Annotated in this window: 14 protein-coding genes and 1 tRNA gene; 5 read left to right on the forward strand and 10 right to left on the reverse strand. The window is 65.5% G+C overall.

The window, feature by feature from the left end; all coding sequences use genetic code 11:
* Nucleotides 1-38: 38 nt before the first annotated feature.
* Entirely contained in the window at nucleotides 39-2,105 is a 2,067-nt protein-coding gene (locus MA09_RS09095) for a GDSL-type esterase/lipase family protein (RefSeq protein ID WP_051933306.1), read from the reverse strand.
* A gap of 186 nt (nucleotides 2,106-2,291) precedes the next feature.
* Here MA09_RS09095 and MA09_RS09100 point away from each other — a divergent pair, with 186 nt between their 5' ends.
* Nucleotides 2,292-2,927 (forward strand): class I SAM-dependent methyltransferase, encoded by a 636-nt coding sequence (locus MA09_RS09100; RefSeq protein ID WP_081897526.1) that lies wholly within the window; start codon nucleotides 2,292-2,294, stop codon nucleotides 2,925-2,927.
* 55 nt (nucleotides 2,928-2,982) lie between these two features.
* Here MA09_RS09100 and MA09_RS09105 read toward each other — a convergent pair.
* From MA09_RS09105 to MA09_RS09120, 4 genes are all read right to left on the reverse strand, one after another.
* Nucleotides 2,983-3,057 (reverse strand) — tRNA-Val (locus MA09_RS09105).
* A gap of 26 nt (nucleotides 3,058-3,083) precedes the next feature.
* Nucleotides 3,084-3,803 (reverse strand): DNA polymerase III subunit epsilon, encoded by a 720-nt coding sequence (dnaQ, locus tag MA09_RS09110; protein ID WP_036247065.1) that lies wholly within the window; start codon nucleotides 3,801-3,803, stop codon nucleotides 3,084-3,086.
* Between the two features lie 83 nt (nucleotides 3,804-3,886).
* Nucleotides 3,887-4,345: a ribonuclease HI gene (rnhA, locus tag MA09_RS09115; protein WP_036247067.1), complete on the reverse strand. Its 459-nt coding sequence runs from the start codon at nucleotides 4,343-4,345 to the stop codon at nucleotides 3,887-3,889.
* On the reverse strand, nucleotides 4,342-5,115 hold the full coding sequence (locus tag MA09_RS09120; protein ID WP_036247074.1) for a class I SAM-dependent methyltransferase: 774 nt from the start codon (nucleotides 5,113-5,115) through the stop codon (nucleotides 4,342-4,344). The genes rnhA and MA09_RS09120 overlap by 4 nt, the downstream gene beginning before the upstream one ends.
* Before the next feature lie 40 nt (nucleotides 5,116-5,155).
* Between MA09_RS09120 and gloB the strand changes: the two genes are divergently transcribed.
* Nucleotides 5,156-5,962, forward strand: a complete 807-nt coding sequence (gene gloB / locus MA09_RS09125) for a hydroxyacylglutathione hydrolase (protein WP_036247076.1) — start codon at nucleotides 5,156-5,158, stop codon at nucleotides 5,960-5,962.
* A gap of 61 nt (nucleotides 5,963-6,023) precedes the next feature.
* Here gloB and aceB read toward each other — a convergent pair whose 3' ends face one another.
* Nucleotides 6,024-7,613: a malate synthase A gene (gene aceB / locus MA09_RS09130; RefSeq protein WP_036247078.1), complete on the reverse strand. Its 1,590-nt coding sequence runs from the start codon at nucleotides 7,611-7,613 to the stop codon at nucleotides 6,024-6,026.
* Nucleotides 7,614-7,789: 176 nt separating this feature from the next.
* On the opposite strand from aceB, the gene MA09_RS09135 reads away from it, so the two are divergent.
* Nucleotides 7,790-8,692, forward strand: coding sequence for a LysR family transcriptional regulator (locus MA09_RS09135; RefSeq protein ID WP_036247079.1), 903 nt, complete (start codon nucleotides 7,790-7,792; stop codon nucleotides 8,690-8,692).
* Between the two features lie 114 nt (nucleotides 8,693-8,806).
* Here the strand turns inward: MA09_RS09135 and MA09_RS09140 are convergent, their stop codons facing one another.
* From MA09_RS09140 to MA09_RS09155, 4 genes are all read right to left on the reverse strand, one after another.
* Nucleotides 8,807-9,010: a cold-shock protein gene (locus MA09_RS09140; RefSeq protein ID WP_036215636.1), complete on the reverse strand. Its 204-nt coding sequence runs from the start codon at nucleotides 9,008-9,010 to the stop codon at nucleotides 8,807-8,809.
* A 375-nt stretch (nucleotides 9,011-9,385) separates the two neighbouring features.
* Nucleotides 9,386-9,733 carry an Hpt domain-containing protein gene (locus tag MA09_RS09145; RefSeq protein ID WP_036247081.1) on the reverse strand — a complete coding sequence of 116 codons (348 nt, stop codon included), beginning with the start codon at nucleotides 9,731-9,733 and terminating at the stop codon, nucleotides 9,386-9,388.
* Nucleotides 9,734-9,756: 23 nt separating this feature from the next.
* Nucleotides 9,757-10,407, reverse strand: coding sequence for a uracil phosphoribosyltransferase (gene upp / locus MA09_RS09150; RefSeq protein ID WP_036247083.1), 651 nt, complete (start codon nucleotides 10,405-10,407; stop codon nucleotides 9,757-9,759).
* A 133-nt stretch (nucleotides 10,408-10,540) separates the two neighbouring features.
* On the reverse strand, nucleotides 10,541-12,226 hold the full coding sequence (locus tag MA09_RS09155; RefSeq protein ID WP_036247085.1) for an isovaleryl-CoA dehydrogenase: 1,686 nt from the start codon (nucleotides 12,224-12,226) through the stop codon (nucleotides 10,541-10,543).
* Between the two features lie 339 nt (nucleotides 12,227-12,565).
* On the opposite strand from MA09_RS09155, the gene MA09_RS09160 reads away from it, so the two are divergent.
* Nucleotides 12,566-14,302, forward strand: a complete 1,737-nt coding sequence (locus tag MA09_RS09160; protein ID WP_036247087.1) for a bifunctional diguanylate cyclase/phosphodiesterase — start codon at nucleotides 12,566-12,568, stop codon at nucleotides 14,300-14,302.
* Nucleotides 14,299-15,792: an HDOD domain-containing protein gene (locus tag MA09_RS09165; RefSeq protein ID WP_036247089.1), complete on the forward strand. Its 1,494-nt coding sequence runs from the start codon at nucleotides 14,299-14,301 to the stop codon at nucleotides 15,790-15,792. Before MA09_RS09160 ends, MA09_RS09165 begins: the two co-directional genes overlap by 4 nt.
* The last annotated feature ends 7 nt before the right edge of the window (nucleotides 15,793-15,799 follow it).

The raw sequence follows: 15,799 nt of genomic DNA on the forward strand, positions 1-15,799 counted from the left end.
TGCGCATATTATACGGTCTCTATTGAGATTCATCAATATCAAACCGGATTATCGCTCTCCGTTTTCGGCGGCTGCCCCAGCACCCACATGAAGTACAGGGCCTTGGCGGCCTTCGCGCGGCTCACCAGGGCCTTCGGCTCCAGCAGGCGGCCGTTGACCATGCGGCCGCGCTCGATGCCCGCTTCCGAACGGAGCAGTCCGAGTTCGTAGGCCTCACGCAGCCGGGCGACGTATTGGGCTGACACCTCGCCGGTGTCGAGCAGGCGCGCCCAGCCGACCAGCGGGTAGTACATCGCGCCCTGCGCGCCGCTGTCGAGGTTGGGGTCGTAGCCCGGCGCACCGGGAACCACGGTCTTGCCATTGTAGTCGGTCATGTATGCCGGCCTGTCGGTGAAGCGCGCCCGGTAAGCGTCGAGCAGGATCACGCCCATCAGTTCGCGCGAGAGCGGCCCGTCGGCATATTGCGCCAGGGCGCCCTGGGGCAGCCGCATCACGGTGCCGAGCGCCGCGGCGAATTCGCGCACCCCCATCGTCTGCTGCGGATTGAACCTGCCCTGCGCATCGGTGCGCAAGGCGCCCAGCTGCAGCAGCTTCTCGATCTGGTCGCGGTAATACGCGTCCTCGCCGGCCACGATGTCGCGCGCGATCTCCGGATGGATCGCAGACCAGTCGCCGGAGGCGATCGCTGCCTGCACCTCGGTCCTGAGCTGGCCAGCGATGCCGGATGCAAGCTTGTTGCCCTGCGCCGCCAGCCGCGCCAGTTCGCCCACGACCATCCGCGCGTACTGCTTCGACAGCGACTCGCGGAAGTGGGTGCCGTCGATCTTGTTCGCCGGATGGCCGTTGGCGTAGCTGCCGTCGTTGGTCTTGCCTGGCGTCTCGCCGGCTTCGATCGCCATGACCATCGGGATGATCCCGGTGCTGCCCACCTGGTTGTAATAGTCCAGGCTGGCCGCGTTCAGGTCCAGTACCGTGACGCCATGCGCAGCGCCCAGCCTTTTCAAGAGCTCGGGGATGCGGCGCTTGGTGAAGGAATTGACGTAGGGTTCGCCGGGCCGTGCATTGCCGTTCACCCGCGACATGGGCGTCACGAATACCGGCAGCATGCCGCGCGCGCGGATCGCCGGCAGGTAGAACTCGGTAATGAAGGTCTCGACCATGGCCTCGGTCGATCCGCGTCCGAAGCGGCGCGCCTCGTCGAGGCTTTCGTCGTTATGGCCGAACTGGATCATCACGACGTCGCCGACGTGGCCATCCATCAGCAGGTCGTTCAGCCGGCCTTCGGCATAGGCGTTGCGGAATGACCTGCCACCCATCGAATAATTCAGCACCCTCACCTTGCGCGGGTCGAACAGCTTGTCGAAGACCTGGCCCCAGCCGCTCATCGGTGCCTCGTCGAAGGTATAGGACTTGACGGTGGAATCGCCCAGCGTGTAGATGGTGGGCAGCGTGCCGGCGGCCCTCGGCTTCGGGGCAATCGGCGTGATGGCGATTTCCTCGATCCCGACCGGCGTGTTGGTCCGCCTCGGCTCGATTTCGATATCGAGGAAGCCGCGCCCGTTGACGTAGCGGTAGCTCCATTCCCTTCCCTGCGCCGACACCGCCGTCCGGTTGGGCAGCAGGCTGGCGGCGTCCCAGAACACGCCGGGCGCCAGGCGGCTCGCCTGCATGCCGGTAACCGAGACGATGGCATCGTCGACGCTGGACGTGGTCCTGACCCGGATCGCGTAGGCGCCCGGGGCGGCCTTGATCCGGAAGGCCATGCCGAAGTTGTTGTAATGGTCCTTCTCGAAGCCCTTCTCCGCTTCGAAGGCCGGCTCGCTGATGAAGAAACCCTTGCCGTCGCTGCGAATGCCGCTCGTGTGCACGGCGCGCGCGGGCAAGGCGCCGGTCAGGTCGACGAAGCCGTAGCCACGGGCGGAGTCGTACAGGGGCGCGCCGGTGCGCTCGTTCCACTTGACCTGGACGGCGCCGGGCGTGGCCTTGTTCGTGAAGTTGAAACGCAGCGTGGTTGGCTGTGCCTGCGCCGCCAGCGCCGGCACGACGACCAGCAGGCCGGCCAGTAGGCTGCGCAGCCTGGCGCCGTGATGGATAGGGATGCTCATATTGTTGTTCCTGCTGAGGTTGTACGATGACTCATCAGTGGAACATAGCAGAGCCGCCCCTGAAACTCAAGCGACAAGCCGCAGGCACAGCGCTTGCGTCGCCAAGTCATCGTACATCTCAAGGCGCGCCTGCTCGGCGCGGATGGGGTAAGCTTGCAGCTATCGTTCCACCAACAGGAAGCCACCGTGACCGAGCATCAATCCACGTCCGCTGCGGCCGCAGGCATTCCGGCCTCGCCACTACGGCGAAGCCTGGTGCGGGGCACGGCCGCCCTTGCCGGCGCCTCGCTGGCGCCCGCGCTGATCCTCCCGACGCACGCTTGCGCCGTGCGGCTGCCGACCGTGCCTTATGTGTCCACGCCGCCAGACGTGGTGCGGCGCATGCTGGCCCTGGGACGGGTCGGCCGCGGCGACACGGTCTACGACCTGGGTTGCGGCGACGGCCGCATCGTGATCGAGGCGGCGCGGCGCCGTGGCGCACGCGGCATCGGGATCGACCTCGACCCGGTGCGCATCCGCGAAGCGCGCGAGAATGCGCGGCGCGCGGGCGTGGAGCAGCGGGTCAGCTTTCGCCAGGCCGACCTGTTCTCGACCGATTTCAGTTCAGCCACCGTGGTGATGTTGTACCTGCTGTTCGAGGTGAACCTGAAACTGATGCCGCAGCTGTGGCGCCAGCTGCGCCCGGGCAGCCGCGTGGTGTCGCACGACTTCCATATGGGCGCGCAGTGGCCGCCCGAGCAGATCGTGCGGCTCCGCGACAAGACCCTGTACGCCTGGACCATTACGCCCGACCTCAGGGCATATGCGACGGGGCAGGCCTGAAAACAAAAAAGACGTCGATCGCTCCCGCGATCGACGTCTTTCTCATGTGAATTCCTGGTGGGAAGTGCAAGTTTCGAACTTGCGACCCCTGCAGTGTGAATGCAGTGCTCTACCCCTGAGCTAACCTCCCGAAGCGAGGCGTATTATGCCACAGGATCACTCGGCCGTCGACCCTGCGGGCGAATAATTCCGCCAGACGCAGCTGCCTTTGACATTCTTGTCCAAGCCGGCCAGTACCTCCTCGTGCGCCGCGAGTTCATCCTGGCTGGCTGCCAGCACAATGATCTCGCCCAGCGGGCCGGCATCGACCAGTTCGCCTCCGGAGCTCGTCTCGACCGCCACGTCCATGGTCAGCGAGTTCTGGCCACGTGTCATCGCCAGGTAGACGTCGGCCAGCAGCTCCGAGTCGAGCAATGCGCCGTGCAGTTTGCGGTGGGCGTTCGAGATTTCGTAGCGGTCGCACAGGGCATCCAAGGAGTTGCGCTTGCCCGGGTGCAATTCCTTGGCCTGCACCAGGGTGTCGATCACGCCGGAGCAATGGTCGGTGAACGGCGGCAGGCCGAGGCGCTGGAATTCGTGGTTCAGGAAGCCCAGGTCGAAGGGTGCGTTGTGGATGATCACTTCGGCGCCCTGCACGTATTCGCGCAGCTCCTCGACGATCTCATGGAACTTCGGCTTGTCGCTGAGGAATTCGGTGGTGAGGCCGTGGACCGCCAGCGCCGCCTCGTCCGAATCGCGTTCGGGATTGATGTAACGATGAAAATTATTGCCGGTCAGCTTGCGGTTCACGATCTCGACGCAGCCGACCTCGATGATGCGGTCACCCGTGCGGGGATTCAGGCCGGTGGTTTCGGTATCGAGGACAATCTGGCGCATGGGCATGACGAGTGAGTTGAAGCGGATTGCAGTATAGCAAACCGCAGCGCCCGTCGAAGGCCTCGGTCGGTCCTTGACGCGAATTAGCGACGCACCGAGGCTGCGCCGCGGTTGGCCAGCACGTCGGCGCGCTCGTTGCCCGGATGGCCGTTGTGGCCGCGCACCCAGCGCCATTCGACCGCGTGCTGCTGCTGCGCCAGGTCGAGCGCCTTCCACAGGTCGTCGTTCTTCACCGGTTCCCTGGTCGAGGTCTTCCAGCCGCGCGCCTTCCAGCCGTGGATCCATTCGGAGATCCCCTTTTGTACGTACTGGCTGTCGGTGTGCAAGACGACCTCGCATGGCCGGTTCAGTACGCCGAGAGCTTCGATCACGGCGCGCAGTTCCATGCGGTTGTTGGTGGTGTTCGGCTCGCCGCCGAAGATTTCCTTTTCATGGCCATTCGAGACCAGCAGGGCGCCCCATCCGCCGGTGCCGGGATTGCCCTTGCAGGCGCCGTCGGTGAAGATTTCCACCTTCGTTGGATTCGTTTGTGTTTCGCTCATTCTCTGTTCGCCGCCGGCACTGCTTGCGCCCGCTTGTTCGTTTTCTTGTTCCATGCAGGTCCGATGATGTGCATGCCCTTGACCCGCTTGATGGCGTGGACCACGTACACGGCGCCCAGGTAAGGCCACCAGCGCCGGCCGGCCGACTCCATCATCGAGAACCGGCTCAGCCAATGGGCCGTCCGGCACGGCGGCGCATAGCAGCCGAAGTGACTACGCGTGGCGCCGAGATTCAGCAATTTTAACCAGTCCTTCAGGCGCGGCATAGAGATGAACTCGCCGGAGGCCGGCAGGTAGCCGTTGCGCGTCACCTTGCCCACGCCCTGGCGCATGCCCCACAGGCTGGCCGGGTTGAAGCCGCAGATGATCAGCTGCCCTTCCGGGATCAGGACGCGCTCGACCTCGCGTAGCACCTGATGCGGCTCGGCGGCGAACTCGAGCACGTGCGGCAGCACGACCAAGTCGATGCTGTGCGAGGCGAAGGGCAGCTCTTCGAAGTCGAGGGCCACCGCGATCTGCTTGCCGCCGGCGGCGAAGGCGAGTTCGTCCGCGCTGGATGTGCGGATCGCCGCCTGCCACTTGTTGGGCATGCGGCTGGCCGCCAGCGCGTCCAGCTGGGGTACGCCGATCTGCAGCGCATTGAAGCCGAAGATGTCCACCGTAAGCTCATCCAGGCAGGCCTGCTCGAAGGCGCGCACGTAGGCACCCGCCGGCGATTGCAGCCAGTGGTCGAGCGCTATAATGGATTTTTCCGATGCTGCGCTGTCCATGCCACCCCTTCAGCCTTCCCTTTGTTCACCTGAATCCACCATGACGAGCCATCCGCGCCAGGACCTGTCGGTCCTCACCGTTCCCGCCTTCAACGACAATTACCTGTGGGTGATCCATGATGGCGCCCATGCGGCAGTGGTCGACCCGGGCGATGCCGGCCCGGTCCGCGACGCGCTGGCCGAACACCATCTTACCCTGACTGCCATTTTACTCACCCATCATCATGCTGACCATATCGGTGGCGTCTCCGCGCTGCTGGAATGGTCGCAGGATAGTGTACCGGTGTTCGGGCCGCGCAACGATGGCATCGAAGGTATCACGCAGGCACTGGGCGAAGGCGAGCGCATCACCGTGCCCGGACTGGAGCTGGAATTCGAGGTGCTCGACGTGCCGGGCCATACCCTGGGACACATCGCCTACGTGCGGCGCACGCCGGGCGCGCACTGGCTGTTCTGTGGCGACACCCTGTTCGCCGGCGGTTGCGGCCGCCTGTTCGAAGGCAGCCCGGGACAGATGGCGGACTCGCTCGCCAAGCTGGCGGCGCTGCCGGACGACACGCTGGTCTATTGCGCGCACGAATATACGGTGTCGAACCTGCGTTTTGCGCAGGCGGTCGAGCCCGATAACCAGGGCCTGGCACTGCGCATGCGGGACGCAAGCGAGAAGCGCGGCACCCGGCTGCCGACGGTGCCGTCGACGATCGGGCTGGAGCGTGGGACAAATCCCTTCCTCCGCTATACCGAGCCGGGAATCATGAAGAGCCTGGTGCAGGCCGGCAGGCTGGAGGAAGGCGCGTCGCCGGTCGAAGCATTCGCGGCGCTGCGCGAGTGGAAGAACGTGTTTTGAATGTGGACAGTGGCCGGCATGGCGTGATCTGGTCCACTGGACCGGATCACGCGCATGAACATCAGATTTCTTCGTACAGCGGCAAGGTCAGGAACTCCGCAAACGTATCCGAGGTCGACATCTGCTCGAAGATCTCGGCCGCGCGCTGGTAGCTCGGGTTATCCCCATTCGGTGCCACCGCCTTCACCTTGGCCAGTTCCTCCGGAATCATCGCGCGCACCATCTCGGCGCTCACCTTGCGGCCATCCTCCAGCACGCCTTTCGGCGTACGGATCCATTGCCACACCTGCGAGCGGCTGATCTCGGCGGTCGCCGCATCTTCCATCAGGTTGTGGATCGGCACGCAGCCATTGCCTGCCAGCCAGGCGCCGAGGTAGTGGATGCCGACGTTGATGTTGTAGCGCAGGCCTTCCTCGGTGATCGGCGTTTCCGGCTTGAAGTCGAGCAGCTCGGCTGCCGTCACGTTGACATCCGGCCGCTGCTTGTCGATCTGATTCGGGCGCTCGCCCAGCACCTTCACGAACTCGGCCATCGCCAGGTCCACCAGGCCCGGGTGCGCCACCCAGCCGCCGTCGTAGCCATCCGTCGCGTCGCGCGCCTTGTCGTTGCGCACGCCACCCATGGCGATTTCGTTTCTGGCCGGGTCGTTCTTGATCGGGATCAGTGCCGACATGCCGCCGATCGCCGGCGCGCCGCGCTTGTGGCAGGTTCTCAAGAGCAGCAGCGCATAGGCGCGCATGAAAGGCGCCGTCATCGTCACCTTGGCGCGGTCGGCCAGGCAGAAGTCCTTGTCCAGCTTGAACTTCTTGATGCACGAGAAGATGTAGTCCCAGCGGCCCGCGTTCAGACCGGCGCTGTGCTCGTGCAGCTCGTACAGGATCTCGTCCATCTCGAAGGCCGCGAGGATGGTCTCGATCAGCACGGTAGCCTTGATGGTGCCGCGCGGCAGGCCGAGTTCTTCCTGGGTCATCAGGAAAATGTCGTTCCAGAGGCGCGCTTCCAGGTGCGATTCCATCTTCGGCAGGTAGAAGTACGGCCCGGCGCCGCGCGCCAGCTGTTCTTTTGCGTTGTGGAACATGAACAGGGCGAAGTCGAAAATGCCGCCGGAAACGCGCTTCCCGTCCACCAGCACGTGCTTCTCGTCCAGGTGCCAGCCGCGCGGACGCACCACCAGCGTCGCCACCTTCTCGTTCAGTTGGTAGGTCTTGCCGTTCTGCTCGAGCGAGATGGTGCGGCGCACCGCGTCGCGCATGTTGAGCTGGCCGGTGATCTGGTTGTCCCAGTTCGGGGTGTTCGAATCCTCGAAGTCGGTCATGTAGCTGTCGGCGCCCGAGTTCAGCGCATTGATGACCATCTTGCGCTCGACCGGACCGGTGATCTCCACGCGGCGGCACTCCAACGCTTGCGGGATCGGCGCGATCTTCCAGTCCCCCTCGCGGATGTGGGCAGTCTCGGGCAGGAAGTCCGGCCGTTCGCCAGCATCGAGGCGGCGCGCGCGTTCGGCACGGGCCGCCAGCAGCTGCTGGCGGCGCGGCTCGAAGGCGCGCGACAGCTTCGCGACCAGGTCGAGGGCCTCTAGCGTCAGGATCTGTTCGTAACCAGGCTTGATCTCGGCGGTGATCTGCATGCCGGCGGGGGTGGCGATCGTCATTGCTCAACTCCTGTAGGTGGGAAACCGTTTGCACGCCTCAGGCCGCGCGTCGGTACAGCAACGGGCGCCTTGGCGTTTGTCATAGCATCAAGTATATTCACTTACAGATAGCTAAACGATACATTTTCTCACTACATCTGTGCCTTTTTGTATCAAATCAGGAGCGGTGACAGGCAATGGACAAGTTCAGGCAGATCTCGACCTTCGTCGAAGTGGTGGCACGCGGCAGCCTGTCGGCGGCAGCGCGTGCCGAAGGGATCGCGCCGGCCATGATCGGGCGGCGCATCGACGCGCTGGAAGCGCGGCTCGGCGTCAAGCTGCTGCAGCGAACCACGCGCCGCCTGGCGCTCACCGACGAGGGCGCAGCCTTCCTGGAAGATTGCCAGCGCATCCTGACCGAACTCGAGGAGGCCGAATCCGCCACTGCCGAGCGCAGTGCGCGCGCTACCGGGCGCCTGGCCGTGTCGGCCCCGGCCGGATTCGGGCGCCAGCACGTGGCGCCCCTGCTCCCTTCCTTCCTGGCCGAGCACCGCGAGGTGACCGTCAACCTGAACCTCACCGACCGCCTGGTCGACGTCGTCGGCGAAGGCGTCGACGTGGCGATCCGCATCGCCAGCCTCACCGACTCGAACCTCGTCGGCACCAAGCTGGCAGACAACCACCGCGTCGTGGTCGGCACGCCCGCCTACTTGAAACGCCATGGACGGCCGCGGGTGCTGGCCGACCTGGCGAAGCACAACTGCCTGGCGATCAGCAGCGAAGGCAGCCAGCGTGGCTGGACCTTTCTCGACAACGGCAAGCCGGTCACGCTGAAGGTCGGCGGCAACATGGAGTGCAACGACGGCGCGGTGCTGCACGCCTGGGCACTGGCCGGCAAGGGCCTGGCATGGCGTTCGATGTGGGAAGTGGGAGCGCAAATCGCGGCGGGTGAACTGTGCACGGTGCTGGATGAGTTTGCCGCGCCCGGCAACGACATTTACGCCGTATTTGCTCAGCGACGGCACCTGCCTTTACGGATCCGCGCCTTTGTCGACTTCCTGCGCCGCAGCTATTCTCAGCCGGAATACTGGCGGATTTGACGACCATGCATGCAGCATGGGCAGAAACCGACGGGGAACAGCCAAGGAAGAGCAGAATCGGGGCAAAAAAAATCCCCGGCTATCCGGGGATTTTTTGCCATCGCTGGAGAGCGATTACAGCGGCTGGATGTTCGCGGCCTGCTTGCCCTTCGGGCCGGTGGTCACGTCGAACGAAACGCGCTGGTTCTCTTGCAGCGATTTGAAGCCGGTGCTCTGGATTGCCGAGAAGTGTGCGAACAGATCTTCGCCGCCTTCATCAGGAGTGATGAAGCCGAAACCCTTCGAATCATTGAACCATTTAACGATGCCAGTTGCCATTACAATTTCCTATTTCAGTTAAGTTGGGCTTGCGCCCGTTTAAGATCGTTTGAAGAAGCAAGAAAGGAATGACAGACAGACTGCACTACCACCTACAACCCAACGATCCCGCATTATACCGAATAAAACCGGCGGGACACCCACTTTGCGCTATAAAAAAGCAGATATCCACAACATTTTCCATAAAAATTCTCATTTTCAACTTTTATGGTCGTGTTTTTGATTCGGCAGTAAGGAAAATATAGGGCATCGAGTGGCTGGAAATTTGTGCGACATCAAACGATCCGGCAATGATTTATTGCGTTCTTGCATTGCGGCACGAACGCGAACAAGCTAGCGCCTTGCTTCGTCGCCCCGACCCGCCTCGCACAATCATCAGGCCATGCTGCGTGGATCGCGCCGTGCCGCCTCGACGAAGAGATGCAGTTCGCCGACCCACGCGGCCCATTCGCTGGCCGCGACGGCGTCGAAGGTGGTCAGGACGCGCAGGCGCTGCTCCAGCGCACGCGCACGCTGGCCCAGGCTGCGGTAGCCGAAGGTGACGGCGGAGCCGGCCACCGTATGCAGCATCGCCTGCAGCTCGGCTGCGGTCGCCGCGGGCTGCGCGGGCTCGAGTTGGGCGCCGAGCCCGGCGAGCCGCTCGAGGGTGGCGGGCAGCCGGCTGGAGAAGCCGGCGTTCGCCGACGCCAGGCGCGAGAAGAAATGTCGGTCCGCCGCGTGCATACCCACCCTCCTCGCGCTTGTTTTTACTTGGTGCCGAAGATGCGGTCGCCGGCGTCGCCCAGGCCCGGAACGATGTAGGCATCCTCGTTCAGGTGCGAGTCGAGCGAGGCGACGTAGACCTTCACGTCCGGATGCGACTTCTGGAACACCTCCACGCCTTCGGGTGCGGCCACCAGGGCCAGGAACAAGATATGCTCGCTCGGCACGCCGCGCTTCTTCAGCACGTCGACGGCATGGACCGCCGAATTGCCGGTGGCGACCATCGGGTCGCACAGGATGAAGGTACGCTCGTTGGTGTCCGGCAGGCGCACCAGGTACTCGACCGGCTCGTGGGTTTCCGGGTCGCGGAACACGCCGATGTGGCCGACCCGTGCCGAGGGCACCAGTTCGAGCAGGCCGTCGCTCATGCCGATACCGGCGCGCAGGATCGGCACGATCGCCAGCTTCTTGCCGGCGATGACCGGCGCCTCGATCGTCACCAGGGGCGTCTGCACGGTGCGGGTGGTGAGCGGCAGGTCGCGCGTGATCTCGTACCCCATCAAGAGCGTGATCTCCCGCAGCAGCTCGCGAAAGGTGCGCGTGGACGTATCGTGCTCGCGCATGTGCGACAGCTTGTGCTGGATGAGCGGGTGGTTCAGGATGAAGAGGTTGGGAAAGCGCGGATCTTGTTTCATGGTCGGTAGCAAACTGATTTTGTGTGAAGCCTGGACCGGCATTATCCCAGCCGCGCGCCGGTTTGTCCTTTTTTTCTGCACATTTCGACAAGAAACCGCGCAGGGGTGGGTTCTACGCCTCCCTGGCCTGTCTTCAGCCGCAGTCCAGCGCCCGGGCCAGGATCGCCCCGCAGTCGCTCGACGCCGGCAGCCGGCCGAAGGCGCCGCCCGGCTCGCTGGCGATGCGCGACGCGACGAAGGCACCCGAGACGTAGCCCGGCGCATGGCGCAGCAGCAGCGCCGCCTGCACCGCCAGCACCAGCCGTTCGGCCAGGCGCCGCGCGCCACCCTCGTTCCGGGCCAGGGCCGGCAGTTCGTCGAGCAGCTGCGCGGCATAGGCGCCGAATCGGCCGTCGAGCCCGGCGGCCGGTTCCAGCTCGGCGGCAAGCGCCTCGCGCGCTTCCGGGAGCGACTTGCCGAGCGCGCGCAGCAGGTCCAGGCACATGACGTTGCCCGAGCCTTCCCAGATCGAGTTGACCGGCAGCTCGCGGTAGATGCGCGCCAGCGGCCCATCCTCGACATAGCCGTTGCCACCCATGACCTCCATCGCCTCGGCCCCGAAGGCCGGGCCGCGCTTGCAGATCCAGTACTTGCCCGCCGGGGTCAGGATGCGCCCCAGCAGGGCCTGGGCCGGATCGCCGTCCTGGTCGAAGCAGCGTGCGAGCCTGAGCGCGAACGCGGTCGCGGCTTCCGATTCGAGCGCCAGGTCGGCCAGCACGTTCTGCATCAGGGGCTGCTCGCTGAGCAAGCGCCCGAAGGCGCTGCGGCCGCGCGCATGGTGCAGCGCATGGCACAGTGCCGCGCGCATGATGCCGGCGCTGCCGAGCACGCAGTCGAGCCGGGTATGGCCGCCCATCTCGAGGATGGTCGGGATGCCGCGCCCCGGAGCGCCGAGCATCCATCCGACCGCGCCCTGGAATTCGACCTCCGCGGAGGCGTTGGAGCGGTTGCCCAGCTTGTCCTTCAGGCGCTGCACCCGGATCGGGTTGCGGCTGCCGTCCGGCAGGAAGCGCGGCACGAAGAAGCAGCTCAGCCCCCCGCTCCCGCCTTCGTCGGCCTGGGCCAGAACCAGGTGGGCATCCGACTGCGGCGCCGAGAAAAACCATTTATGGCCGACGATGCGCCAGGCGCCCTCGCCCTCGGCGCCGAAGCGCTCCCTTGCCTCGTCCGGCAGCATCGGCTCGGCGCGGGTCGTGTTCGTCCGCACGTCGCTGCCGCCCTGTTTTTCGGTCATGCCCATGCCCACCAGGGCGCCGCGCTTCCGTGCCACCGGCAACGAGCGCGGATCGTATTCGCTCGACAGGATCTTCGGCAGCCAGGAGGCCGCAAGCAGCGGCGCGCGGCGCAGGGCCGGCACCGAGGCGAAGCTCATCGTTACCGGGCACTGGGTGCCGTTCTCCACCTGCCCGAAGAGCAGGTACTGGGCCGCGCGTGCGACCTGGGCACCCGGGCGCGGATCGACCCAGGGGGCGGAGTGGGCGCCGGCCCCGATCAGGAGGCGCATCAGCTGGTGCCAGGCCGGGTGGAACTCGATGTCGTCGACCCGGTTGCCCATGCGGTCGTGGGTGACCAGGCGCGGTCCGTGGGCATTTGCCAAGCGGGCCAGGTCGAGGGTCTCCGCACGGCCAAGCTCGGCGCCCAGCGCGTCCAGCCCGGCGCCGGCCCAGCCCGCCCCCTCGCGCTCGACTGCCTCGCGCAGGGCTGTGTCGCAGCGGAACAGGTTCACGTCCGCGAAGGGAGCGGCCTGATTCAGCACCTCGTGCGTGTCGAAGCGATTCATTTCTAGCTCTCTCTTCCGTTATAGATCACGGGCACTGCGGCCAAGTGTTGCAACCGAGCCTCATCGCAAGACCAGGAATCACCGAATAATTTGCTGCGAAGCAATAATCGGCGACAATAGCAGCTGATATAAATTGCCTCAGCAGCAACGCTAACGCAAAGCTTTGGGACGGCAAGCCACTGCGACAGCGCAAGAACGGAAACTACCGAACGGGCTCTTGTGATTTCTAATGCTGTTCGGAATCTTTCGATGCTACAGTCACACTGGGTTTGGTAGACTTGCACGATTTACACGTAGCCTGTCAGCACGTGCCAGCAACAACAAGGCAGACATTAAAGAATGCACACCAGTTCCACCGCCGCCAAATTCGCGCCGAGCAAGCAGCCAGGCTCGCTGCTCGACAGCCTGCTCGAAGCGGCCGGCGACATCGTGTTCCGCGTGACCCTCGGCGGCCAGGTGCGCGCCGCCAGTCGTCGGGCACTGACCCTCACCGGCGTGGCACCCGGCGGCCGGCCCCTGGTGTCGCTGGTCCATGACGTCGACCAGCAGGCCCTGCGCACTGCCCTCCTCAACGCCGGCACCAGCGGCGGCGGCCCGGAGCTGGTCGAGGCACGCTTCCGCTGCAACGAACGCGACATCTGGTTCGAATTGCGCATCGGCCTGGTCGCCTCCGGCGACGACGCCCCGCTGCTGGTCGTCGGCCGCGACCTGTCGGCCCAGCACGCCACCGAAGAACGCCTGCGCCACATGGCGACCCACGATTCGCTCACCGAGCTGCCGAACCGGGTGCTGCTGTCCGACCGCATCCGCATGGTGATCGCCAACGCGCGCCGTTCCGGCCAGGGCTTCGCGGTCGCCACCATCGGCCTGGACGGCTTCAAGAAAGTCAATGACGGCCTCGGCCACGCGGTCGGCGACGCGGTGCTGCGCACGGCCGCGGGACGCCTGCGCCGCACCCTGCGCGACAGCGACACGCTGGCGCGGGTCGGCGGCGACGAGTTCGTCGCCGTCCTGCCGGGGTCCGCCAGCGAGGCGCAGATCAAGCTGGTCACGGGACGGCTGATGGCCGCGCTGCAGTCGCCCTTCGAGATCGACGGCCACACCATCTACCTGGCCGGCTCGATCGGCGTGTCCTTGTATCCTGATCATGCCGAAGACGAAGTGCGGCTCGTGACCCTGGCCGACACCGCCATGTCGCGCGCCAAGGAAACCGGCAAGGCACGCGCCGTCACCTACAGCCCCAGCGACCAGGGCCCGCCCGAGCACGACATCTCGCTCGAGGCCGCGATGTTCAATGCGGTGCGCGAGGGCGAATTCCAGCTTTATTACCAACCGATCGTGGATGCGCGCAACCGCACCATCGAAGGCTTCGAGACCCTGATGCGCTGGAAGCACCCGAGCCTCGGCATGGTGCCCCCTGTCCGCTTCATCCCGATCGCGGAAACCAACGGCTTGATCAACCTGCTGGGCGCCTGGGCGCTGAAGGCGGCCTGCATGCAGATCCGCCAGTTCGAGGAAGCGGCCGGCCGCGAACTCTACATCTCGGTGAACATCAGCCCGCGCCAGTTCAGGAACGACAAGTTCCTCACCGTGCTGGACGATGCGCTGGCCCTGTCCGGCACGCCGGGCAGCAAGCTGGTCCTCGAGATCACCGAAGGCACGCTGATGGTCGATCCGGTGCACGCCGAATCGGTGCTGGGCAAGATGGCCGAGCGCGGCGCGCGCATCGCGATCGACGACTTCGGCACCGGCTATTCGAGCCTGGCCTACCTGAAGCGCTTCCCGATCTCGGTGCTGAAGGTCGACCGGGCTTTTGTGAAGGACCTGCCGGGCGCCGAGAAGGACGCGGCAATCTGCAACGCGGTGCTCGACCTGGCCAAGCACCTCGACCTCTCGGTGGTGGCCGAAGGGGTGGAGACCGAGGCGCAGCTGGCCTGGCTGGACCGGCTGGGCTGCCAGTACGTGCAGGGCTACCTGACCGGCAAGCCGATGCCGGCCCACGTGGCCCTGACGGCGCTGAAAGAGAATCTTTATACCGAATTACTGCCGCACGACTTACGGGCGGTCCAATCATGACGCTACTATCCGACACCCCGCGCTCGCACCTGGCCGAAGCCACCCTCTCCCTGCTGTGGGAGCGCATCCGCAGGCAGGGCGACATGCCGGGCTTCACCAAGGCCATCAACGCCATCCTCGCCTCGATGCGCGGCGAAGACGAGCGCGAATTCTCGATGACCCAGACGGTACTGTCGGACCCGGTCCTGACCCAGAAGGTGCTGCGACTGGCCAACAGCGGCATGTACTCCGCTTTCGGCCAGCGCATCAATACGGTGTCGAAGGCGGTGCTGGTGCTCGGCACCGATGCGATCGGCCACCTGGCGCTGGGTTTGAAACTGATCGAGGAGTTGAGCAAGTCCACGCCGGACACGCAAAGCGCCCACATCGAGATGGAGAAAGCGGTCCTGGCCGGCATGGTGGCCCAGCAGGTGGCGGCAAGCGCGGTGTCGCGCGACCCCGAGGAAGCCGTGGTGTGCTCGATCCTGCATTCCCTGGGGCGCATGATGATCACCTTCTACATGCCGGAACGCTGGGTCCAGCTCCTCGAGGCCGGCGGCGCCGGCCGCGAGGAGCTGGCGGCCGTGGCCCTGCTCGGCCTGTCGCTGGAAGACATCGGTCGCGCCACGGCCGAACACTGGGGCCTGCCGGGCAACCTGGTCGCCGGCATGCGCCGGGTCGAACCGGGCGAGCGCGGCGAAGAATTCGGCCATGACGACTGGCTCGCCGCGCTCGGCACCATGTCGACCCGGGCCGCGGACGCCCTGTGGCACGACGATGAAGCGGCGGCCGGCCGCGTGGCGGCCCTGGCCGAGAGCTTCGCGCCGATGCTGGGCGTGGAGCCGACCGGCCTGCTCGGCGCGATCGACAAGGCGCGTGAGATCGCCGCCGCGGACCTGACCATCGCCCCGCTCGCGAAGCCGGCCGAGAAGCGCGCCAAGCTGGCGGCCGCGACACGCAAGCGCATGGCCGGCAACAAGGTCCTGATGAGTGGCGTGGCCGACATGCGCGACGCCGGCGTGAAGGCGACGCCGGGCCAGATGATGTCGATGGCGCTCGAGACGATGCACAAGGGCCTGTCCTTCACCCGTTCCTTCGCTTTCCTGCGCAACCGCCGCGAGGGCCGCTACGCAGCGCGCCTGGGCCTGGGCGAAGGCAGCAAGGCGCTGCTCCCGAACCTGGTGTTCGACGACGCCTACGAGCCGAACGTGTTCCACGCGGCGCTGGGGAGCGATCGCGTGATCTTCATCGAGAACGCCCGGGACGCCAAGTTTACGGCCAAGTTGCCGGGCTGGTGGAAAGGCACGCTGAACGAAGCGCGCTGCTTCGTCGTGATCCCGCTGTGCGCGCACGGCCAGCCGGCCGGCTTCATCTATGGCGATTGGGACGACAGCTTTCCGCAAGTGGTGCTGAGCCAGACCGAGTTTTCACTGCTGAACGATTTGCGCGGACTGGTGGTCAGGACCGTGGAAAGGCGCCACCAGGTGGAGGCGGTCGCGACGCGGGTGTGAGATGCGG

This window comes from Massilia sp. BSC265, from assembly GCF_000740675.1.
Taxonomy (GTDB): Bacteria; Pseudomonadota; Gammaproteobacteria; order Burkholderiales; family Burkholderiaceae_D; genus Telluria.